This window comes from Stenotrophomonas sp. K-6 (assembly GCF_056861555.1).
Genome location: NZ_JBSPUC010000005.1, coordinates 35,252 through 56,571, shown reverse-complemented (window position 1 = coordinate 56,571; position 21,320 = coordinate 35,252). Strand labels below are relative to the sequence as shown.

The 21,320-nt window shown below is 66.7% G+C and carries 17 protein-coding genes and 1 pseudogene; 9 read left to right on the top strand and 9 right to left on the bottom strand.

What is annotated here, in order from left to right; all coding sequences use genetic code 11:
• Positions 1-4: 4 nt before the first annotated feature.
• The 4 genes from AC13F7_RS15210 to AC13F7_RS15195 form a co-directional block, all read right to left on the bottom strand.
• Entirely contained in the window at positions 5-742 is a 738-nt protein-coding gene (locus AC13F7_RS15210; protein WP_483001848.1) for a M15 family metallopeptidase, read from the bottom strand.
• Positions 696-2,276 carry a serine hydrolase domain-containing protein gene (locus AC13F7_RS15205; protein ID WP_483001846.1) on the bottom strand — a complete coding sequence of 527 codons (1,581 nt, stop codon included), beginning with the start codon at positions 2,274-2,276 and terminating at the stop codon, positions 696-698. The genes AC13F7_RS15210 and AC13F7_RS15205 overlap by 47 nt, the downstream gene beginning before the upstream one ends.
• A 95-nt stretch (positions 2,277-2,371) precedes the next feature.
• Positions 2,372-5,398 carry a TonB-dependent receptor gene (locus AC13F7_RS15200; RefSeq protein WP_483001844.1) on the bottom strand — a complete coding sequence of 1,009 codons (3,027 nt, stop codon included), beginning with the start codon at positions 5,396-5,398 and terminating at the stop codon, positions 2,372-2,374.
• Positions 5,399-5,441: 43 nt separating this feature from the next.
• Complete coding sequence (locus AC13F7_RS15195; RefSeq protein ID WP_483002317.1) at positions 5,442-6,758, bottom strand: transglutaminase-like domain-containing protein; 1,317 nt, start codon at positions 6,756-6,758, stop codon at positions 5,442-5,444.
• A 301-nt stretch (positions 6,759-7,059) separates the two neighbouring features.
• Here AC13F7_RS15195 and AC13F7_RS15190 point away from each other — a divergent pair, with 301 nt between their 5' ends.
• The 7 genes from AC13F7_RS15190 to AC13F7_RS15160 all read left to right on the top strand — a co-directional run bounded on the left by AC13F7_RS15190 (position 7,060) and on the right by AC13F7_RS15160 (position 14,303).
• Positions 7,060-8,505 (top strand): C40 family peptidase, encoded by a 1,446-nt coding sequence (locus AC13F7_RS15190; protein ID WP_483001842.1) that lies wholly within the window; start codon positions 7,060-7,062, stop codon positions 8,503-8,505.
• Positions 8,506-9,615, top strand: coding sequence for a dipeptide epimerase (locus tag AC13F7_RS15185; RefSeq protein WP_483001840.1), 1,110 nt, complete (start codon positions 8,506-8,508; stop codon positions 9,613-9,615).
• Positions 9,616-9,625: 10 nt separating this feature from the next.
• Positions 9,626-10,474, top strand: a complete 849-nt coding sequence (locus AC13F7_RS15180) for a MurR/RpiR family transcriptional regulator (protein WP_483002316.1) — start codon at positions 9,626-9,628, stop codon at positions 10,472-10,474.
• 17 nt (positions 10,475-10,491) lie between these two features.
• Positions 10,492-11,250, top strand: coding sequence for a L,D-transpeptidase family protein (locus tag AC13F7_RS15175; RefSeq protein ID WP_483001838.1), 759 nt, complete (start codon positions 10,492-10,494; stop codon positions 11,248-11,250).
• Positions 11,247-12,548, top strand: coding sequence for an APC family permease (locus AC13F7_RS15170; RefSeq protein WP_483001836.1), 1,302 nt, complete (start codon positions 11,247-11,249; stop codon positions 12,546-12,548). The genes AC13F7_RS15175 and AC13F7_RS15170 overlap by 4 nt, the downstream gene beginning before the upstream one ends.
• Positions 12,549-12,653: 105 nt before the next feature.
• On the top strand, positions 12,654-13,001 hold the full coding sequence (locus tag AC13F7_RS15165; RefSeq protein WP_483001835.1) for a hypothetical protein: 348 nt from the start codon (positions 12,654-12,656) through the stop codon (positions 12,999-13,001).
• Between the two features lie 147 nt (positions 13,002-13,148).
• Positions 13,149-14,303 (top strand): PQQ-dependent sugar dehydrogenase, encoded by a 1,155-nt coding sequence (locus AC13F7_RS15160; protein ID WP_483001833.1) that lies wholly within the window; start codon positions 13,149-13,151, stop codon positions 14,301-14,303.
• 69 nt (positions 14,304-14,372) lie between these two features.
• Here the strand turns inward: AC13F7_RS15160 and AC13F7_RS15155 are convergent, their stop codons facing one another.
• From AC13F7_RS15155 to folB, 4 genes and pseudogenes are all read right to left on the bottom strand, one after another.
• Complete coding sequence (locus AC13F7_RS15155) at positions 14,373-15,017, bottom strand: hypothetical protein (RefSeq protein WP_483002314.1); 645 nt, start codon at positions 15,015-15,017, stop codon at positions 14,373-14,375.
• Between the two features lie 164 nt (positions 15,018-15,181).
• Positions 15,182-17,332: pseudogene (gene bglX, locus AC13F7_RS15150) on the bottom strand (beta-glucosidase BglX); the annotation flags it as partial.
• 137 nt (positions 17,333-17,469) lie between these two features.
• Positions 17,470-18,744, bottom strand: a complete 1,275-nt coding sequence (locus AC13F7_RS15145) for a mechanosensitive ion channel family protein (protein ID WP_483001831.1) — start codon at positions 18,742-18,744, stop codon at positions 17,470-17,472.
• Between the two features lie 26 nt (positions 18,745-18,770).
• Complete coding sequence (gene folB / locus AC13F7_RS15140) at positions 18,771-19,139, bottom strand: dihydroneopterin aldolase (protein ID WP_123731362.1); 369 nt, start codon at positions 19,137-19,139, stop codon at positions 18,771-18,773.
• Positions 19,140-19,623: 484 nt separating this feature from the next.
• Between folB and AC13F7_RS15135 the strand changes: the two genes are divergently transcribed.
• A complete protein-coding gene (locus AC13F7_RS15135; RefSeq protein ID WP_483001829.1) occupies positions 19,624-19,842 on the top strand; it encodes a hypothetical protein in 219 nt (72 codons plus the stop codon).
• Positions 19,843-19,866: 24 nt separating this feature from the next.
• Here the strand turns inward: AC13F7_RS15135 and tsaD are convergent, their stop codons facing one another.
• The gene (tsaD, locus tag AC13F7_RS15130; protein ID WP_483001827.1) at positions 19,867-20,892 is read right to left on the bottom strand and encodes a tRNA (adenosine(37)-N6)-threonylcarbamoyltransferase complex transferase subunit TsaD; all 1,026 of its coding nucleotides are present in this window, start codon (positions 20,890-20,892) and stop codon (positions 19,867-19,869) included.
• Positions 20,893-21,059: 167 nt separating this feature from the next.
• On the opposite strand from tsaD, the gene rpsU reads away from it, so the two are divergent.
• Positions 21,060-21,275 carry a 30S ribosomal protein S21 gene (gene rpsU, locus AC13F7_RS15125; protein WP_002808376.1) on the top strand — a complete coding sequence of 72 codons (216 nt, stop codon included), beginning with the start codon at positions 21,060-21,062 and terminating at the stop codon, positions 21,273-21,275.
• Positions 21,276-21,320 lie beyond the last annotated feature (45 nt).

The following is a 21,320-nucleotide window of genomic DNA, read 5'->3' as shown; positions in this document are numbered from 1 at the left end:
CGCCTCAGCGGACCGGCACATCGTAGGCGGTGGTCGGCGCCGGCTCGGGCTGCAGGGTGAAATGCCACCACTCCATCGGGTAGTTGGCAAAGCCATGCCGTGCCATCGCCTGGCGCAGGTGCTGGCGGTGGCTGCGCTGGGCCGCGCTGATCTCCGGCGCGTCGGTATGCGCGCGCGGGCCGAAGAAATCGAAGTCGGTGCCCATGTCCACGGGCGCGCAGGGGCCGTCGCGGCAATCGAGCAGGGTCAGATCGACCGTCGCAGCCCGACTGTGGCCGGAGGTCTCGGCGATGTAGTCGCCGAGCAGGGCCGGCTTGTCGATGTCCGGGTACTGCAGGGCCTTGCGCGACTGCTCCTTGGGATCCTGTGCCCAGGCGACGAAGGCCGTCACCGCGTGAGCCGGGCGGTAGCAATCGTAGAGACGCAGCGCGTAGCCCTCTGCCCGCAGGTCGGCCTCCACCTGTGCGAGCGCGGTCGCCACCGGGGCGAGCAGATAGCACTTGGGCGCGTCATAGCCGGGCACGCGCTGGCCGGTGAAGTTGTCGGGGCCGGCGTAGCGGATCTCCTGTTCGATCGCCGGGGTCAGCGTGCGGATGTCGACCAGCCCGGCCTCGGCGACGTCGCGTGCGGGCGAGACCGTGACCGCCGGCGCCGCGGCGTGGGCACTGCCGACCAGCAGCGCCAGCAGCAGTGCGCTACGGGCAATCGCCGATGCGGGTGAAGTGCAGGTCCTGGTAGTCATAACTGAAGTCGATCTCCGGATCGATCGGGGCCAAGGTCAGCACGGGCGTCGCGCCTGGCTGCAGCTGCAACCAGGGCTCGGCGTCGGCCCCGAGGGTATCCCACTGCACCAGCCAGCGCGCGCCGAGCTGCATGACCTGACCCCGCAGCAAGGGGGATTTGTCGACACTGAAACGCAGCGCACCCTGCTCCGGGCAGAGCAGCGCCTCGCCCAACCACGGATCGCGATAACGGCCGTGCGCGGTGGCGGTCACACGTAGCGAGGCCGGTTGGCGCGCGCGGGTATCCGGCCGTACCTGTCCCGCATCGCGGCGCGCGGTGCGCTCGCGTTGCAACAGGGTCAGATAGTGGTCCACATCAGCACCGTCCTCCGGTGCGGTGTAGTGCTTCAACGCTGCCTGCATCAGCGCGGTGCGGGCGTCTTCGGCGTCGCTGTTGATCAGGATCACCACGCCGATCTTGCGGTCCGGCAGCAGCGCCAGCGAGGAATACATGCCCGACAGCGTGCCGGTGTGGGCCACCTTCCACTGCCCATCCATGTCCGACAGTCGCCAGCCATAGCCGTAGGCAGACACATGCGCGTTATCCCAGCGGCGTTGGCGTTCGCCCAGCGGCATCGGCATGTGCGCGGTCCAGAGCGCGCGCCGCTGCGCGGTACTCAGCCAGCCGGGCACGAGCGCCGGATCGAGCAGCACCTGCATCCAGCGGGTCATGTCGCGCAGGCTGCAGCGGATGCCGCCGGCGGCCATCGAGGTCAGATCGGCGCTGGTGTCACCATCGGCACCGCGCACCACGTTGCGGCCATCTTGCCGCGTGTGCGGCTGGGCGACGTTGCCGACCGCCGCGACCGACCACGCGCCGACCTGGCAGCGGTCCATGCCGAGCGGCACGAACACCTCGTCGCGCAGCAGTTGATCGTACGGCTTGCCCCCTGCCGCCGCGGCGACTTCACCGGCGACCACATACATCAGGTTGTCGTAGGCATAGCCGCTGCGGAAGCTGGTGACCGGTTTGAGATGGGCCAACCCGGCGATGATGTCCTGGCGGGTGAAGCGGTTCGGCTCAGGCCACAGCATCAGATCGCCCGCCCCCAAGCCCAGGCCGCTGTTGTGAATCAGCAGATCGCGGACCTGCATCTGCTGCGTCACCCACGGGTCATGCATGCGGAACTGCGGCAGGTGCTTGATGACCGGGTCGTCCCAGCGCAGTGCACCGCGGTCGACCAGGCGCGCCAGCAGTGCGGCGGTCATCGCCTTGCTGTTGGAGGCGATCTTGAAGAGGGTGTCCGGGTTGATGGCCTCACCCTTCCCAGCGCGGCGCCCGCCGCGGGTGCCGATGAAGACGGGGTTGCCATCGTCGACGACGGCCATGGCGATGCCCGGCAGGTGTTCGTGGGCGACCGTCTGATCGAGCAGGCGATTGAGGGTGTCGGCGGGATCGGCATTGGCGGCTGTTGCGACGGGCAACGCCGCCAGACTGCATGACAGCGCCAGCAGCAGGCGACTGCACCTGGATGTTGAAGATGCAGATGGCATGGAGTCCCTCGTCATGACCTCAGGGCGTGCAACCGAAGCCGCCCGTGGAAGGCAGGTGCCGACACACTGTCGGCACCTGTCACGTGCAGGCCGGATCAGAAGTTCCAGGTCACCATCAGCTGCGTGTACCGCGGGGCCTGCCAGCGGGTGCCGGTGTTGAAGGTGTTCTCACGCACCTGGCCCGGCTGGGCTTCATAACGCTGGTGCACGTTGATGACGGTCTGGTTGTTGAACAGGTTGTAGACCGACAGGCGCGCGCTCAGGTCGATGCCCTCCACCGGCAGCCGCCAGGTGACGTTGGCGCCCATGGTCCAGGTCCACGGCAGGCGACCGAAGGCGCCGCGCGGGCTGTACTCGAACTGGCGCTGGTTGTACGCACCCGAGCAGTTGGCCACGCACAGCCAGCCGGTACCGCCGCCGCTGCCCTCACTGGAGGTGCTGCCACCGGCCACGGTGTCGTTGGGCCACATCACGCCGAAGGCGGTGATCGGGCCACCGGACAACACCTGCAGCGTGGTGCCGAACGACCACTGCTCGTTCAGCGCGTAGGCGGCGCGGAACTTGAACTGATGGCGGAAGTCGTTGAACAGCGGGCCATAGCGCTGGTTGTTGGACGGATGATCCCAGTGCTGGACCATGCCGGTGTCACCGTAGTTGGTATCCGAATTGACCGGACCTTCGAAGTTGCCATCGCTGCGCGACCACAGGTAGGACGCGTTGAACAGCCACTTCTCATCCCACGCGCGGTCGATCTGGAATTCCAGCGCCTTGTAGGTGCGCTTGGGCTTGGAATAGCCCACCACTTCCAGGCTGCCGCCCTTGCGGTAGCCATCCTTGGCGGTGTCGATGGTGATCCAGCCTTCGGTGGCGCAGCCGATGCTGGAGTCGCCCCAGATCGTCAGGCTCTCGCCCGGGTTGGCGATCGGCCACAGGGTGGTGCCGGTCGGGCCGCACGGGGTGTGGTTGATGCGCATGTCATCCAGCGCGCGGTCCATCTTGCGGTAGGTCGCGTTGACGCCCCATGACCAGGCCTGGTTGATCATGGTCTGGAAACCGAGGATGTACTCGTCCTGGTAGACCGCCTTCAGGTCCTTGTCCACGCTCTGACGCAGATCGGCCGCACCGGTGTTCATGCGGGTATCGACCGGGCCGATCTGCTGGCCGATCACCGGGGCCATGTACGGTGCGCCGGTGACCGGGTTGGCCTGCTGCTGCCAGCCGTTGAGCACGTAGTAGGAATATTCGTCGGTGAGGCCGCCGGCGAAGTTGACGTTGATGTTGTTGGTCACCGGCAGGTAATAGCGGCCGGCGTTGCCGAACAGCTTGGTGCTGCCGTCGCCCTTCATGTCCCACGAGAAGCCGAAGCGCGGCGCGATCAGGTCGTCCATCTTGATGAAGGCATCGCCATCGGCGGTGCGGTTCTCGAAGCGGTCCCAGCGCACACCCAGGTTCAACATCAGGTTCGGGGTGATGTTCCAGATGTCTTCGAGGTAGAACGCGTTGGCTTCCGTCTCGAAGGTGCCACCGGACACGCGGTTGCGTGCGCGCAGCATCTCGGTCACGCCGGCCGGCACATAGGCGTTGGCGCCATCCCACACTTCATCGCCCGGCCGGGCGACGTAGGCGGTGTAGCTGAGCTGGGTCGGGCCCGGGTAACGCGTGGACTGTTCGGTGGTCATCAGCTCGCGGTCAACACCGAAGCGCAGCAGGTGCGTGCCCAGCTGCCATTCGAAGTCCAGGCGTGCGACCTCGCGCGTATCATCGCGCTCGGCCACCGCGGCCCCAGTGGGATGGCAGCCGGCGCGCAGGCCGTTGAGCTTGCCCAGCCGCGAGGCGTAGCTGGCATCGGTGAACACCGGGCTGCAGGCCTCATCCAGCGAGGAACGGGTGAAGGCGCGCTGGTTGTTCTCACCCACCATGGCGCGGGCGGTGAAGTTCTCGCCGAAGTGGCCGGTATAGGTCGCCGACCAGTTCTTGCCACCGGTCTCGGTGACCGAATCGCCGCCCCACGCACCGATCTGATCATCATCCCAATCGTAGTTGTACGAGCCGTTGGTGATCTCGCCCTCATCGGAAAACGCCAGCAGCGCCAGGCTGTGGTTGTCGTTGATGTTCCAGTCCAGCTTGGCGCCCCAGAAGCCGTTGTCGCTCTTGTTCTTGAACCAGGTCAGCGCATCGGAGGACGTGTTGTGGCCGGTGTCGTTTCGGTCTTCATACATCGCGAACAGGAACAGCTTGTCCTTGATGATCGGGCCGGAGCCCCAGACGTTGGTCTTCAGGAATGAGTTGTTGTCGCGGCTGGCATAGGAGTGCGGCGTGCCGTCGCGATGGAAATGGTCACGCGGGCTGGAGCGCAGTGCGCTCGGTTCGGCGGTGACTTCCACGCCGCCCTGGAACTCGTTGGTGCCCGAGCGCGTCACCGCATTGATCACCCCGCCCGTGGAGCGCCCGAACTCGACCGAGTAGCCACCGGTCTTGACCTGGAATTCGTTGAAGAACCCGAACGGCGCGCTGGAGAAGCCGCGGCGGGTGTACATGTCGGTAACGTTCAGGCCGTTGATGAAGACGGCATTCTCGGCCACCGAGGAACCGGCGAAGGACAGACCACCGAAGGAGGAGTTGCCGCCCACCACGCCCGGTGCCAGCAGCGCCACCGCCGAGAGGTCCTGCGCTACCGGCAGGCGCGACAGCTCCTGGCGGTTGACGTTGAACGAGGTTTCGGTGGAGTACACATCCACGCGGTTGACCACACGGGTACCGACCACCTGCAGCGCATCAAGATTGACAACGCCCCCGCTGCTGGCCAGGTTCACCGTGGTGGTGCCGCCGACTGCCACGCTGACTGCGAAGGGCTCACCCAGCGCCTGGCCATCGCGGCTGACCTGCAGCTGGTAGTCGCCCACCGGCAGCTGGCCAAGGCGATAGCTGCCATCGGCGCTGGCGGTGACCGTGCGGGTGAGGCCGGTAGCCGTGCTGACCACAGTGACCTGGTCACCCGCGGTCGCACGCCCGGCCACCGCACCGCTGACAGTCTGTGCCGAGGCGCCCATCGGCACCAACGTGCCCAGACATACCCCGAGTGCGGCATACAACGCCGCGCGCTTCAATCGATGTGCATTCATTCCCTGCTCTCTCCTGCAGATGTGGAATCGTGGGTACCGCCGTTTACCGCGTTGCCTCCAGTGGCACTACGTGCGACTGGACGTCGTAATTCCATTGATCGAAGTACAGGTTGCCGCCGCACCACTCGGCCTCACCGCGCTGGGAGTCCACCGTGTCGGAGCGGAAATGTTGCTTGGCCGGGACCAGTGGCTGCGCGTAGTCGTCGTTGAAGGCGATGCGGTACGCGTCCAGCCCGCCCAGGTAGAAATCACGCAGTGCCGGCTGCGGGCTGTCCAGCCGCCCGGTGGTGACATCCATCGGCACCCATCCGTACGGCGCCAGATACACCGCGCCCCAATCGTGCAGATTGGTATAGCCGACCGCATCGTCCGAATACACCATGCCCGACTGCCAGCGCGCGGGGATGCCGTTCAAGCGCAGCAGGGCGATCAGCAGCAGCGTCTGCTGCCCACAGTCGGCGTGACCGGCGTGCAGGGCGTAATCGCTGATGTTGGAGATCGTCGCGTACTCGCGCGCACCGGCCCAGGGAATCCGGTCCACGGCATCGAACAACCTCTGCACGATGCGGTACGGATCGGTTTCCGTGCCCACCACTTTCTGCGAGTAGGCGCGCAGCGCCGGGGTGAACACGATGTGCGGCGCCTGCTCGGCGAGGTACGGCGTCAGCGCGGGATCCTTCGGCGTGGGCTGCACCTTGGCCGGATCGATCGCGATGTGCCGGGCATACACGGTGACCGCATAGCGGATCTGGAACTCGGTGGGCGTACCGGCCACTGCCTTGCGCTCCAGGTAGGCGGTGCGCTGCAGAGTGGCTTCAGGCGCTACCTGCGCGCCGGCGGGCGTACTCGCGATCCAGGTGATGTCTTTCTGCTGGCCGGTAATCGTGCGCGGATACGGAATCCACGCACGGATGGTTTGCCCGGCAGGCACGGCGTCGGGCTTGACCACCAGCGACTGCGTGACCTCGATACGACGTGGCACCAGGCTGGTCGCGCCCGTGGCGCGGGCGGCAGCGAGAATCTCCTCGTGGTGCGGGTGCAGGTGCTCGTAGGGGCCGTCCTTCGGCATCGGGGCATCGGGCGAGCGCCGGGCACGCGCCTCGGCACTGATGCGGAACAGGTTGGATGGCGCGCGTTTGAAGTAGCGGCGCTGGCCATCGATATCCAGGTGTTCGATCAGGCCGGCCGCCTCCCAGCGTGCGAACTCCTCATCGCGAAGATCGGGAATCTGTTTGCGCAGCTGCGCTTTGGCGGCCGTCGCATCCAGGGTGAAATCCAGGCGCAGGCGACGCATGCGTTCGCGCTCGTAGGCATAGGCCTGACGGTCCGCTGCCGACAGGCTCCGATCCTGCAACGCCATCGCGATGTCGGCCTCGGCCTGCGCGAACGCACCGCGGTCGATACCGGCGATCACCGTCGGCAGCGCGGCCGGCGCCGCGGCCAGCCCCCACGGCGTTGCCAGCAGACCAGCGCACAGGCACCAGACAGCAGGCAGAGGCAATCGCGGTTTGCGCATCACAGGATCCACGGCGACACTTCCCAGGTGCGGGTGGGGTAATCGCTGTGTAACACGGGCCTGATAGCCGGTCAATAATGTATTCTTGCTTTCGCCGAAAAAAGGAATAAATATTCCTGATGCTTCCGAGGAGGGTGACCGCGTGATGATCCAGGCTTCCCCCCACCGCCCCGTGCGGTCCCGCTGGCTGTCGCGCACGCTTCTGGCGGCGGTCCTTGCGACCACGCTGGCGCCAGTGTGGGCCGACGCGCCGCGTGCTGCGCCCGCCGCCGATTTCGGCGGGGTCATCGCCTTGCGCGAGGCCTATCTCGATCCCGGCTTCTGGGCCGATCGCCTGCCCGATCCGGACCGGGTGATCCTCGATCGCGCCGGTATCGCTGCGCAGAACGCCCGCATGCGTGCCGAGGATGCCGCCATCCACGATCTGCGCGCGTTGCCGGCGCAGTTGCCCCGTGCCCAGGTGCTGGGCAGCATCCAGTCGCTGTCCAGGTGGCCGGAGCGCACGCTGTATGGCCAGGATGGCAAGACCATCAGCGACCGGCAGCGCAGTGACACCCTGGCCAATCTCGCGCTGGAGGCGATACCGGCGCAGCGCCCACTGCAGTACGGCCTGGTCACCCATCGTGCCGCGCTGCGCGCGTTCCCGACCACGCTACGGGTCTTCAGCAGCCAGGGCGACACGGATATCGACCGGTTCCAGGAGTCGGCGCTGTTCCCCGGCGACGCGGTGGCGGTGCTGCATGAAAGCGCCGACGGGCGCTGGCTGTTCGTCACCAGCGAGCGCTATTCGGCGTGGATCGAGAAGCGTTTCGTGGGTATCGGTGACGCGGACACCGTGCTCGGCTACGGTCAACGCGGTCCTTACCGCGTGGTCACCGGCGCCACGGCATTCACCGCCTACACCCCCGAGGAACCGCGCGTGTCCCGGCTGCAGCTGGACATGGGCGTGCGCCTGCCGGTGATCGCCGACTGGCCGCTGGAGAAGACCGTCAATGGCCAACAGGCCCACGCCGCGCATGTGGTGCAGCTGCCGGTGCGGGAGGCCGATGGTCGCCTGGCGCTGATCCCGGCGCTGCTGCCGCGTTCGCAGGACACTGCCGACGACTACCTGCCACTGACCCCGCGCACGCTGCTGACCCAGGCCTTCAAGTTCCTCGGCGAGCGCTACGGTTGGGGCCACGATTACGACACCCGCGACTGCAGCGGCTTCGTCTCGGAGATCTACCGCAGTGTCGGCGTGCTGATGCCACGCAACACCAGCGCGCAGGCGATCAGCCCCGCGCTGGACCGCATCGCCTTCACCGCGAAGGACGGCAAGCCCACGCGCGATGCCGCCGTAAAAGAACTGCAGGTCGGCGATCTGGTCTACATCCCCGGGCACGTGATGATGGCGATCGGCCACATCGACGGCCGTACCTGGTTGATCCATGACACCGCCGGCGGCGGCTGGATCGGCGCGGACGGCACGCGCGTGCAGGCCCATCTCAACGGCGTGTCGGTCACTCCGCTGGAGCCGATGATGGCCAGCGATACCGTGAGCTACATCGACCGCATCACCAACATCCAGCGCCTTCGGCCACAGAACCCCTGAATGAAGATCACCGACATCGAACTCGGCATGCTGCGCGTGCCGCTGAAGACCCCGTTCAAGACCGCGCTGCGCACCGTGGACACCGTTGAAGACGTGGTGGTGCTGGTCCGCACCGACAGCGGCCACACCGGCTACGGTGAGGCGCCGGCGACGGCGGTGATCACCGGCGATACCCACGGCTCGATCATCGAGGCCATCGACAGCTTCATCAAACCGCGCCTGATCGGCGAGGACGTGGCCAACCTCAACCGGCTCTGCGGCCTGATCCAGACCTCGATGGAGCGCAACACCAGCGCCAAGGCGGCGGTGGAGATCGCGGTCTACGATCTGTGGGCGCAGCTGCACAACGCGCCGCTGTATCGCATGCTCGGCGGTGGCGACCCGGTGATCACCACCGACATCACCATCAGCGTGGACTACATCGACAAGATGGTGGCCGACTCGCTCTCGGCCATCGAACGGGGGTTCGAGTCGCTGAAGATCAAGGTCGGCAAGGACATCGGCTTGGACATCGAGCGGGTCAAGGCGATCCATGCCGCGGTGCAGGGTCGTGCCCTGCTGCGTCTGGACGCCAACCAGGGCTGGACCGCCAAACAGGCCGTACACGCGATGCGTGCGCTGGAAGACGCCGGCGTGGTGCTGGAGCTGCTGGAACAGCCGGTCAAGGCCGCCGACATCAGCGGCCTGAAGTACGTCACCGACCGGGTCAACACCCCGGTCATGGCCGATGAAAGTGTGTTCAACCCCGGCCAGGTGTTCGACCTGATCCAGCAGCGCGCCGCCGACATCATCAACATCAAGCTGATGAAGACCGGCGGGTTGTCCAACGCGATCCGCATCGCCGACATCGCCGCGATCTACGGCGTGCCGTGCATGATCGGCTGCATGATCGAATCGAGCATCTCGGTGGCGGCCGCCGTACACCTGGCCGTTGCCAAGAGCGACATCATCACCAAGGTGGATCTGGACGGGCCATCACTGGGCCAGTTCAACCCGGTCACCGGTGGGGTCAACTTCAACGAATCGGAGATCACCATCAGCGATGCGCCTGGGCTGGGCATCACCGAGGTGCGTGGGCTGGAAATGATCACGCCGCGGCGGTGGTCCTGACGCCGTGCCCATGCCGCCCCTGGTGAAAATCCGCTCCGAGCGTGACCACATGTCGGCGATCGAACGTCGCATCGCCGACTTCATCCTCGACAACGCCCACCTCCTGCGCGATTACTCCTCCCAGCAGTTGGCCAGCGCGCTGGGGATCAGCCAGTCCAGCGTGGTCAAGTTCAGCCAGAAGCTGGGCTTCAAGGGCTACCCGGACCTCAAGTACTCCATCGGTGAGGCCGTCGCCCGCGCTGGCAGTGACCCGCACAGCCGACCACCCGCGCCGGAGGCGGCCGACGGCTTCTCCCAGATCGCCGAGCGCCTGCGCGCAAGCAAAGCCGCCGCCGAAGAAGAAACCTGGCTGGCCAATCCACAGGCCGACATCGAAGCCATCGTGCAGCTGATCGATGGTGCGCCCAAGGTGTTCGTCTACGGGTTGGGCGATGACGGCCTGTACGCGCGCGAGTTCGCCATGCGGCTGTCGCTGCTGGGCATGCTCACCGTGCACCACGCCGACCCGATCCTGATGATGGCCAACCTCTCGGCTGCGCGGCCCGGCGATGCGATGCTGGTGTTTTCCGAATTCGGCAAGCTGCCGCAGCTGTTCCAGTTGTCGCGCCAGTTCCAGGACATGGGCGGCAAAGTGGTCTCGATCACCCGCCACAGCGCCAACCCGCTGCGCGCGCATGCCGATGCCAGCCTGGTGCTGTGCGCGCATGACCCGGCACCGCACGTGGCGCAACTGCTGTACCGTTCTTCTCTGCAGTCCCTGCTGGATTTCGTCTTCGTCCTGCTCTGCCACGCCAACCCGGACCGCCACCGCCAGCTCGGGGTGAACCTGGAACGGATCGAACACCTGATCGACAGCTGATCCCGGAGTCCACCACGATGATGCCGCTGCTCCGTTCCGTCACCGCCGCCGTGTTGCTGGTCGTCAGCGCGCCCGTTTTCGCCGCCACGCTGGAGGGCAGCACGCAGCTGGTCGTGGTCACCACCGAAGGCTGGGGTGCTACCCAGGGCCGGCTGCAGGCGTTCGAGCGCACCGACACGGGCTGGCAGCCACATGGCGCCGCCTTCGATGTGGCCGTGGGCCGCAGCGGCAGCGCCTGGGGCGAAGGACTGCACCCGGCCCAGTCCGCAGCCCCGCAGAAGCAGGAAGGCGACGGCCGCAGCCCGGCCGGCATCTTCGCGATCGGCCCGGCGTTCGGGTATGCGCCCGGCGTCACCAGCGGCCTGCCCTACCAGCCGATGCGCGACACCAGCTACTGCATGGATGTGCCGGATTCGCCGTACTACAACCGCATCGTCGATGCCGAGGCGGTCGGCGCCGAGGCGGTGGAAGGCTCGACCGAGCCGATGCGGCTGGACCTGCACAACAAGGGCGACATGCGCTATCGCGAAGGCTTCGTGATCGAGCACAACCCGAAGGCGACGCCCGGCCGTGGCAGCTGCATCTTCGCCCACCTGTGGCGCACGGCGGGTGAGGCGACCGCCGGTTGTACCGCAATGGAGCCCGCGCGGATGACGACACTGCTGGCCTGGTTGAACGCCAACGCCCGGCCACGCTTCGTGCTGTTGCCGCGCGCGGAATACCAGCGCCTGCAGGCCGACTGGCAACTGCCCGTGCTGAACGGGAGCGCGCATTGAGCACCGCGCCTCCCGATCCGCAGCTGGAACGCGCGGTCAGCCGTTGGCAGATCGTCGGCCTGTCCATCAACGATGTGATCGGCAGTGGCGTCTACCTGCTGCCGGCCGCCACCGTGGCCCTGCTCGGCCCCTTCAGCCTGTGGGGCGTGGTCGCCGCCGGCATCGTGGTCGCGCTGCTGGTGCTCTGTTATGCGCAGGCGGCCAGTTACTTCGACGAGCCCGGCGGCAGCTACCTGTATGCGCGTGAGGCGTTCGGTCGGTTCGCCGGGTTCGAGATCGGCTGGATGATCTGGCTGACCCGGATCAGCTCGGCGGCCGCGCTCAGCAATGCACTGGCCGATGCGGTGGCACGCTTCTGGCCGTGGGCCGGTCATGACATCGGCCGCATTGCGATCATCGTGGTGTCGCTGGGCTTCCTCACCGCGGTGAATGTGGCCGGCGTGCGCTCGGCCGCACGCACCGGTGTGATCCTGGTGATCGGCAAGCTGCTGCCGCTGCTGCTGTTCGTGGCGATCGGCGTGTTCTACGTCGATACCGACCTGGCCTTCTCCGGCGTTCGGCCGGACCCGCATGATCTGCAGCGCATGGGCGAAGCCGCGCTCCTGCTGCTGTATGCCTACGCCGGCTTCGAGAACATCCCGGCCGCTGCCGGTGAGTACAAGAACCCGCGGCGCGATATTCCGTTCGCGCTGATCACCATGATCGTCACCGTCACCGTGATCTACGGCGCGGTGCAGTTCATCGCCCAAGGCACGCTGGCCGGGCTGGCCAGCTCGCCGACGCCCTTGGCCGATGCCGCCGCCAGCTTCGGTGGGCTCACGCTGGCCTTGATCCTGACGGTCGGCGCGACGATCTCCATCCTCGGTACCAACAGCAACACGATGATGATGGGGCCGCGCTTCCTGTTCGCCCTGGCGCGCGATGGCTACGGGCCGAAGATCCTGGCCCAGGTGCATCCGCGCTTGCGCACACCGGCGGCGGCGATCATCGCGCAGGGCCTGATTGCGCTGGCGCTGGCCTTGTCCGGTTCGTTCGTGCAGTTGGCACTGTTGTCGATGACCACGCGCCTGTTCGCCTACATCGGCACGGCCGCCGCGGTGCTGGTGCTGGCGCGTCGTTTCCGTGATCGCCCGGGTGCACTGAAGCTGCCGGGTGGCCCGTTGATTCCGATCCTCGCGCTGGTCTTGTGCTTGGCCCTGTTCGCCAGTGCGAGCTGGCAGAACATCGCTGCGGCGGGCATCGCGTTCGCCGTGGGTGCGGTGATCTACATGTTCCCGCGCCGCGATCAACAAGGCTGAGCAGATGCGCAGGTGAATGGCGCTTGATGTGTCATTCACCTCGCGGGTCCATGACGTTAACCCGGCTTTGGGTACGGTGAAGCCTCACCCAACCGGAGCCAACACATGAGCACTGACTATCAGATTCCCGGCCGGGTGCCGGAAGACGGTGTCCCGCGCCAGGCGGTATCGGATTACTGGCGTGAACGCTTTCCAAGCGAACCGTACTACGACAGCAACCAGTTCTTCGATGACTACGAGCCGGCGTATCAACTCGGTCATCGCACCCGCGCCGACGACATGATCCGCGCGTATGAAGAAGTCGAAGCCGAACTGCAGACCCGCTGGGCGCAGGAACATGGCCAGAGCAAGCTGAGCTGGGAACAGGCCCGCAATGCCGTGCGGCGTGGTTGGGATGAATCCACTGCGCTGCGCCAGGCGCACCTGGACAAGGGCGTGCCGCGCGGCACCTGATCGCGCCTGCCCGAACGGCGACAGCGCACACGGCAGCGGCGGCCTTCGGGTCGCCGTTGTCATGTCCGCAGGGCCTTGGGTCCACGCGACGTTGATGGCCATGGTGTACAACAGGGGCTGGCCATCGCCTCCCCGACGGAGACTTCCATGACCCGCAAGCTGTTGCTCACCCTCGCTATCAGCCTCACCCCCGCCCTGTTCACCACCGCCTGCGTCGCTGCAGACACGGCCAGCCCGACCGCGCCGGTCCTCAAGAAGGCCCAGTGGCCATTCGCCGCCACGGAGTTCGCCCGCTTCAACGAACCGTGGGCGATGAGCTTCCTGCCCGATGGCAGTTTGCTGGTGACCGAGAAGAAAGGCGCGCTGAAGCACTTCAACGTGCAGACCCGCAAGACCGCCACCATCACCGGTGTGCCCGAGGTGGCCTACGGCGGCCAGGGCGGCTTCGGCGATGTGCTGCCGCACCCGGATTTCGCGAAAAACCAGCTGATCTATCTCAGCTACGCCGAGGAAGGCGAGAACGATACCCGCGGTGCTGCGGTGGCGCGTGCACGCCTGGCACTGGCCGCCGACGGCAGCGGCACGCTGGAAGACCTCAAGGTGATCTGGCGCCAGACCCCGAAAGTCAGCGGCAAGGGACACTACGGCCATCGTCTCGCCTTCGGCCCGGACGGCAAGCTGTGGATCACCTCCAGCGAGCGCCAGAAGTTCGATCCGGCCCAGGATATGAGCGGCAACCTCGGCAAGCTGATCCGCCTCAACGACGATGGCAGCGTGCCGGCCGACAATCCCTTCGCTTCGCAGGGTGACGTGGCCGCGCAGGTGTGGTCGCTCGGCCATCGCAATGCGCTGGGCATCGCCTTCGACGCCCGCGGCAAGCTGTGGGTGCATGAGATGGGCCCGGCGGGCGGCGACGAGTTGAACCTGATCGAGCGCGGCGCCAACTACGGCTACCCGATCGTCTCCAACGGCAGCCACTACGATGGGCGCGACATCCCCGACCACGATACCCGACCGGAATTTGCTGCGCCCAAGGTGACCTGGACCCCGGTAATCTCCCCGGCCGGTTTCATCATCTACAACGGCACCCAGTTCCCGGCGTGGAAGGGCAGCGGCTTCATCGGTGGCCTGTCCTCCAAGGCGCTGGTGCGCGTGGCCTTCGATGGCGACACCGCCCGCGAGGCCGAGCGCTTCGACATGGGCGAGCGCATCCGCGAGATCGAACAGGGTCCGGAGGGCGCGATCTGGCTGCTGGAAGATGGCAGCAACGGCAAGCTGCTCAAGCTCACGCCGAAGGCCTGAGCCTTGGCAGGCTGCCGGCGCATCGCCGGCAGCCTGCACACCTCGCGCGCGCTCAGGCGCTGCACATGTTTACTGGATGGTCACGACCTTGACCTCGGTGCGGCTGCAGGCCGCATCAAGGCAGGTGCCGTTGAGCCAGACCTGGCCGTCGCCGATCATCACGCCCTGCTGGTTGACCATGACGTCGTCGAATGTCTGCGCGGCGATCGCCTTGCGCACGGCCGGGGTGAGGATGCGCTCGTAGTTGCGCTGGAACTCGCCGGGGCCCGTGATCTTGGCGCCGTTGGCGATGTTCAACGGGAAGCGGACCTCCTCGACCACCGCGGCGCGATCGCCGCCATTGACAGCTTTCTGGAAGGCGTTGAAGACGGCTTCGTACTGGGCAGAGTCGCCCAGGACCTGATCGATGCGCTGGCGGACGTCGCTGGCGCCGACAGTGGCCGGTGCGGCGGGTGTGGCCGATGTCGCGGCGCCATCCGCAGCAGGTGGCGTGGCACCACCAGCGGCAGGCACAGCGGCATCCGGCGTGGGGCTGCCGGCAGTGACCGCATCCGGCGACAGGCCGGATGACGGCACGGTATCACCTGGCGTCGGGCGGCCTTCGGGTATGGCGGTGGCAGGGCCCTGTGCGGGGTCCGCGGCGGCGGTATCGGCCGGCGGCGGCGTCGACGGACTGCAGGCAGCCAGCCACAACGGGCTGGCCAGAGCCAACAGCAACGGGGTACGAGACAGGCGCATGAGTGGCTCCATCAGTTTGACGAGGGAGCCAGCGTACCCGCCGAAATGTCAGCCAACGATGATGGATCACGGTGGTGCCGGCCAGCGGCCGGCACTACCGGGGGAGGCGATTGCGGGTCAGGGGGCGAGCCGCGAGAAGACACCGGCTCGCCGCTGACCGACGAGGCACATACCCACAGCTCGAACTGGCCCGGCTCGGCGCGGAACACGCCGTCACGGCCGGTAAAGCCCAGCGCGTGGCGGTCCAGGGTGAACTTCACCTCAGTGCTCTCACCCGGCTGCAGGGCAATCTTGTCGAAGCCCTTCAGCTCGCGCACCGGCCGCACGCGGCTGGCCACACGATCGTGGATGTACAGCTGCACCACTTCCTCACCGGCCACCGCACCGGTGTTGGTCAGCGTGGTGGTGATGGTCAGGGTGTCGTCCCAGCCCAGCTGCGCGCTGCTCAGCTGCGGCACGCCATAGGCGAAGGTGGTGTAGCCGATGCCGTGGCCGAAGGCGTACGCCGGCTCGTTCGGAATCTCGCGCCAGCGCGCCTTGAACTCGGACATGGTCGGCAATTCCGGGCGACCGGTACGCGGGTGGTTGTAGAAGTACGGCTGCTGGCCGGACACCTGCGGGAAACTGACCGGCAGGCGGCCGGACGGGCTGTAATCGCCGAACAGCACATCGGCCACGGCGTGGCCGGTCTGGGTGCCCAGGTACCAGGTGATCGCCACGGCATGCGCATTGCGCACCGCGCCCTGCAGGGCCAGCGCGCGACCATTGCGCAGCAGCACGACCAGCGGCTTGCCGGTCATCGCCACTGCCTCGGCCAACGCCTGCTGCGCCGGCGGCAGCGTGATCTCAACGCGCGACTGCGCTTCACCGCTGTAGCGCTGCGGTTCGCCCAGGGCGAGCACCACCACGTCGGCACGCAGCGCGGCAGCCACAGCCTGCTCGATGCCGTCCTGCACGGCCGCTTCCAGATCACAGCCCGGCACGATTTCAAGCAGCGCTTCATCGTTGATCGCCGCGCGTACGCCGGCTTCCAGCGTGACGTAGCGCGACTTGTCGCCGAACAGCGTCCAGCAGCCTTCGATGTTCTCGCGGTCCTGTACGAACGGCCCGATCAGCGCGATCTTCTGGCCGGCCTTCTTCAGCGGCAGCACCGACTCGGCGTTCTTGAGCAGCACGATCGAGCGGCGCGCGGCATCGCGCGAGAGCGCGTCATGCGCGGCGATATGCGAGGTGTCCGCTTCACGCGCCAGATCCAGCGAGCGGTACGGGTCGTCGAACAGACCGATCGCGTCCTTCAGGCGCAGGATGCGGCGCACCGATTCGTCCAGCGTGGCCATCGGCACTTCGCCGCTCTCGATCAGGCCCGGCAGGTGCTCGGCATAGAAACCGCTCTGCATGCTCAGGTCCAGGCCGGCGGTGAAGGCCTTGGCGGTGGCGTCGCGGTCATCGGCGGCATAGCCGTGCGCGACCAGTTCCATGTCGGCGGTGTAATCGGAGATCACCACGCCCGGGAAGTTCCACTCCCCACGCAGGATGTCGGTCAGCAGCTCGGCATTGGCACTGGCCGGCACGCCGTTGATGTCGTTGAACGAGGACATCACGGTCAGCGCGCCGGCTTCGAAGGCGGCCTTGAACGGCGGCAGGTGGACGTCGCGCAGGGTCTGCGGTGAGATGTCGACCATGTTGTATTCCATACCGGCCATCACCGCCCCGTAGGCGGCGAAATGCTTCGGCGTGGCCAGCAGGGCATCGTCGGCGCGCAGGTCCGGGCCCTGGAAGCCGCGCACACGGGCGGCGGCGAACGCACAGCCCAGCACCACGTCTTCACCGGCGCCCTCGGCGCCCCGGCCCCAGCGCTGGTCGCGGGCGATATCCACGGCCGGCGCGTAGGTCCAGTGCAGACCGGCGGCGGTGGCTTCCACCGCAGTGGCACGGGCGGTGCGCTCGGCCAGGTCCGGCTCGAAGCTGGCAGCCTCGCCCAGCGGGATCGGGAACACGGTGCGCATGCCGTGGATCACGTCGGCCGCCAGGATCACCGGGATCTTCAGGCGGCTTTCTTCCATCGCCACCTGCTGGATGCGACGGCCGGCTTCCACGCCGACACCGTTGAACAGCGAGCCCACCTTGCCCTCGCGCACCTGCTGCAGCACCTGGTCGGCGTTGAGCACATTGGCTTCCGGGTTCACGTCCGGGGCGAACGGGCGGACCATGTCGGCGAACACACCCAACTGGCCGACTTTTTCTTCGACGGTCATCTGGGCAATGAGGGTTTCGATACGATCGGCGGCCACCGGCTGTCCTTATGAAAACGTTTACAAGCCCGGGATTCTAGCGTTCCCGAGGCGGTTGTGAATGACTTTTGTGTTCATTTTTCTTCCCTGGGGGAAGAACTCCGCCCCCGCCGGCACGCCGGCAGGGGCAGAGGAGCTTACTCTTCCGCCGCCAGCCGCTGCTGCCCGACCATCAGCATCGCATCGCTGGAGGCCTGGAACACCCGCAACCCAAAGGCCGGCAGGATCGCCAGCAGGTGATCGAACACGTCCGACTGCACGCCTTCGTACTCACCCCAGGCGGTGCTGCGGGTGAAGCAGTAGATCTCCAGCGGCAGGCCTTCGGTGGTCGGCTGCAGCTGCCGTACCAGCAGGGTCATCTCCGTATGGATACCCGGATGCTGCTTCAGATAGCGCTCCACGTAGGCGCGGAACGTACCGAGGTTGGTGACCCGGCGCGCGTTGACCGCCGCCATGCCCTTGGCCTGCAACCCGGCGTTGTACTGCTGCAGCTCGGCCTGCTTCTCGCGCAGGTAATCACCCAGCACCGCGAACTGCTCCAGCTCGGCCAGCATCGGCGCATCGACGAAGCCGACACTGTGCTGGTCCAGGTACAGCGCGCGCTTGATCCGGCGCCCGCCCGCTTCCTGCATGCCGCGCCAGTTCTTGAACGACTCGGTCACCAGCTTCTTGGTCGGGATGGTGGTGATGGTCTTGTCGAAGTTCTGCACGGTGATGGTGTGCAGCGCGATGTCGATCACATCGCCATCGGCGTTCTGGCTGGGCATTTCGATCCAGTCGCCCAGCCGCACGCGACCGTCGCCGCTGATCTGCACACTGGCCACCAGCGACAGGATGGTGTCCTGGAAGATCAGCATCAGCACGGCGGTGGCCGCGCCCAGGCCGGTGACCAGCGGGCCGAGCTTCACCCCCAGCAGGGTCGCCACGATCGACAGGCCGGCGATCACGAAGACGATGATCTTCACGACCTGCAGGTAGCCCTTGATCGGCTTGTTGCGCGCATCCGGGCGGCGCTCGTACAGATCGTTGGCGGCGTCCAGCGCATGCGAGACGGCCAGTGCCACGGTCAGCACCGCCCACGCCCGGCACGCCCCGATCACGAATTCCACCAGCTCCGGCGGCAGATCCGGGACGATCCGGATGCCGGCGGCGATCACCATGCTCGGCACCACGTTGGACAACCGCGAGATCACCCGCAGGTTGTTGCCACCTTCATTGCCCGCGTTGTGACCGGGCAGGCGGCTGACCACCTTGCGCAGGCCGCGCAGCAGGATCTTCTTGGTGACGAAGTTGGCCAGCCAGGCGGCCAGGGCCAGCGCCGCCAGCACCAGCAGGGTGTACGCCCAGGGCCAGGGTTCAAGGGTGTTCTGCAGGCCGTCCAGCCATCGGGTTGCCGCTACCGCATCCAACATCGTGTATTGCTCTCCTATCAGGGGTATCAGGGCGTTGCCAGGTCCTGCGCGCTGCGCTCGATGATCACGCCAACCGCGCGCGCGCCGCGCACCGCACCGGGCTTGCTGAGTTTGAGCCGCAGCCATTGCACGTTGAATTCACGCAGCACGATCTCGGCGATGCGCTCGGCCAGGGTTTCGACCAGGCCATAGTCCGAGTCACGCACGAACTGCTCGATGCGCTTGCTGACGGCTTTGTAATTGAGGGTATCGGCGATGTCGTCGCTGGCCGCCGGGCGGCGGTTGTCGAAGCCCATGTCCAGATCGAAACGCAGGGTCTGGCGGATCCGCCGTTCCCAATCGTAGATCCCGATCAGGGCATCGATCTCGAGCCCTTCGATGAATACCTTGTCCATAGCCATGCCACGTGGAAGATGGCGACCATGGTAACGGGGCTGTCGGGAATGTGCCGGGAATAGAGGTTGGGGCGTCTGCACCGATGCTGCAAAAGACAAAGGGTCCCGCGCGGGACCCTTTTGACCGACTTCCCTGATACCGCGCGCCAGAAGTGCCCCTACGGTGGAGGCCCATGGACCCAGCAAAGCTCCGTCGTGCGCGATCTGCATCTGATTCACCGCTCATTCTCCGCAGCACGCATGATGACGTATGAACGAGCCGTCTCACGCGCCCGACTGCGCGCCCATCCATTTGAGCTGTATCGATGGAACATGCGTGTCAGCGGCGCATTTCTACTGCCCCTCCATACCTGCGAAGTAGTTACCCGCGGCCGTCATCGCATCGTTGAGATTCGCGTTCTGGCAGCACCTGTTTACTCAACGGTTCGACAGGACGTTGTGGTCCAAGACCCTGAGGGGCGTCCTTCCAGGCGCGGACCCGAACATGCCGGAGCACCTTCTGCGCGCGCAGTTGCACAGCCACCTGGAACAGGTGCGGCAGCTACGCAACCGGATTGCACATCACGAACCGATCTTCGCACGTGATCTCGCGCTGGATCTGGCCACGATTGGACGAATCGTCCAGATGCGCTGCCCCCACATCGAACGTTGGATGACCCGGCATGAATCAGTGACATCGTTGCTGGAGCGAAGGCCTGTCTGAGGTACTGCAGGCCCGCCGCCCCCCTCACACCGCCGGCAGCGTCGCCATGTCCCAGCGCGGGGTCACCTGCACCTGCGGCGGGTTGTGCTGGCCAGCTTCCAGACGCAGCGCGCCGGCGAAGGCGATCATCGCGCCGTTGTCGGTGCACAGCGCCGGGCGCGGGAAGCAGGCGCGGCCACCGCGGCGGGCGGCCATCTGCTGCAGCTTGGCGCGCAGGCGCTTGTTGGCCCCTACCCCGCCGGCCACCACAATCACATCGGTGCCGGCCGCATCCAGCGCGCGCTCGCACTTGATCGCCAGGGTGTCGACCACCGCATCTTCAAAGCCCCGCGCGATATCGGCGCGGGTCTGCTCGCTCTGGTCGCTGTCACGCCAGGCCAGCAGCACCTGGGTCTTCAGCCCGGAGAAGCTGAAATCCAGCCCGGGGCGATCGGTCATCGGGCGGGTGAACTTGAACCGGCCTGGGGTACCGCGCTCGGCCAGGGCGGCCAGCTGCGGGCCACCGGGGTACGGCAGGCCCATCAGCTTGGCGGTCTTGTCGAAGGCCTCGCCGGCGGCGTCGTCCAAGGTCTCGCCGAGCAGGCGGTACTGGCCGATCCGGTCCACCGCCACCAGCTGGGTATGCCCACCGGACACCAACAGGGCCACGAAGGGCGCCTGCGGCGCGTCGTCTTCCATCAGCGGGGCCAGCAGATGCCCTTCCATATGGTGGACACCGACCGCCGGCACCTCCAGCGCCCAGGCCAGCGAACGGGCCACGCCCGCCCCGACCAGCAGCGCGCCGACCAGGCCGGGGCCGGCCGTGTAGGCCACCCCGTCGATGTCGGCCACGCGCATGCCGGCCTCGGCCAGGGTCTGGCGGATCAGGGGCAGCAGCTTGCGCACGTGGTCGCGGCTGGCCAACTCGGGCACCACCCCGCCGTACTCGGCGTGAAGGGCAATCTGGCTGTAGACCGCATGGGCGCGCAGGGCGTCGATCCCGGACAGGGAGGTGTCGTACACCGCCACGCCGGTCTCATCGCAGGAAGATTCGATACCAAGGACTCGCATACCGGGTATTATGGACCTCTTCAGGCCCCGGCAGACGTACGCTGGCCTGTCTGCGCATCACCCGGGGCCAAGAAGTTCGCCGGGGTGGGTTGCAACTTCTTTTCTCGCCGCTATAATGTGCGGCTCTCACCGGGCGTGACCCGGTTCTACTGTGTCCCGGAGATTCCATGCCCAGCGTTAAAGTCCGCGAGAACGAGCCCTTCGAGTTTGCGCTCCGTCGCTTCAAGCGCACCTGCGAAAAGGCCGGCGTGCTGGCCGAAACCCGCAAGCGCGAGTTCTATGAAAAGCCGACCCAGGAGCGTAAGCGTAAGGCTGCCGCTGCTGTGAAGCGTCAGCTGCGCCGTTCGTCGCGCGACGTTACCAAGCGTCAGCGCCTGTACTGATCGGACGCAACTTCGATACGGCAGGCCATGGCCTGTCGTGACGGA

Coding starts and splice junctions, on each gene's coding strand:
- AC13F7_RS15210 (WP_483001848.1), bottom strand. CDS start 742: ATGACTACCAGGACCTGCACTTCACCCGCATCGGCGATTGCCCGTAGC.
- AC13F7_RS15205 (WP_483001846.1), bottom strand. CDS start 2,276: ATGCCATCTGCATCTTCAACATCCAGGTGCAGTCGCCTGCTGCTGGCG.
- AC13F7_RS15200 (WP_483001844.1), bottom strand. CDS start 5,398: ATGAATGCACATCGATTGAAGCGCGCGGCGTTGTATGCCGCACTCGGG.
- AC13F7_RS15195 (WP_483002317.1), bottom strand. CDS start 6,758: ATGGCGTTGCAGGATCGGAGCCTGTCGGCAGCGGACCGTCAGGCCTAT.
- AC13F7_RS15190 (WP_483001842.1), top strand. CDS start 7,060: ATGATCCAGGCTTCCCCCCACCGCCCCGTGCGGTCCCGCTGGCTGTCG.
- AC13F7_RS15185 (WP_483001840.1), top strand. CDS start 8,506: ATGAAGATCACCGACATCGAACTCGGCATGCTGCGCGTGCCGCTGAAG.
- AC13F7_RS15180 (WP_483002316.1), top strand. CDS start 9,626: ATGCCGCCCCTGGTGAAAATCCGCTCCGAGCGTGACCACATGTCGGCG.
- AC13F7_RS15175 (WP_483001838.1), top strand. CDS start 10,492: ATGATGCCGCTGCTCCGTTCCGTCACCGCCGCCGTGTTGCTGGTCGTC.
- AC13F7_RS15165 (WP_483001835.1), top strand. CDS start 12,654: ATGAGCACTGACTATCAGATTCCCGGCCGGGTGCCGGAAGACGGTGTC.
- AC13F7_RS15160 (WP_483001833.1), top strand. CDS start 13,149: ATGACCCGCAAGCTGTTGCTCACCCTCGCTATCAGCCTCACCCCCGCC.
- AC13F7_RS15145 (WP_483001831.1), bottom strand. CDS start 18,744: ATGTTGGATGCGGTAGCGGCAACCCGATGGCTGGACGGCCTGCAGAAC.
- folB (WP_123731362.1), bottom strand. CDS start 19,139: ATGGACAAGGTATTCATCGAAGGGCTCGAGATCGATGCCCTGATCGGG.
- AC13F7_RS15135 (WP_483001829.1), top strand. CDS start 19,624: ATGCCGGAGCACCTTCTGCGCGCGCAGTTGCACAGCCACCTGGAACAG.
- tsaD (WP_483001827.1), bottom strand. CDS start 20,892: ATGCGAGTCCTTGGTATCGAATCTTCCTGCGATGAGACCGGCGTGGCG.
- rpsU (WP_002808376.1), top strand. CDS start 21,060: ATGCCCAGCGTTAAAGTCCGCGAGAACGAGCCCTTCGAGTTTGCGCTC.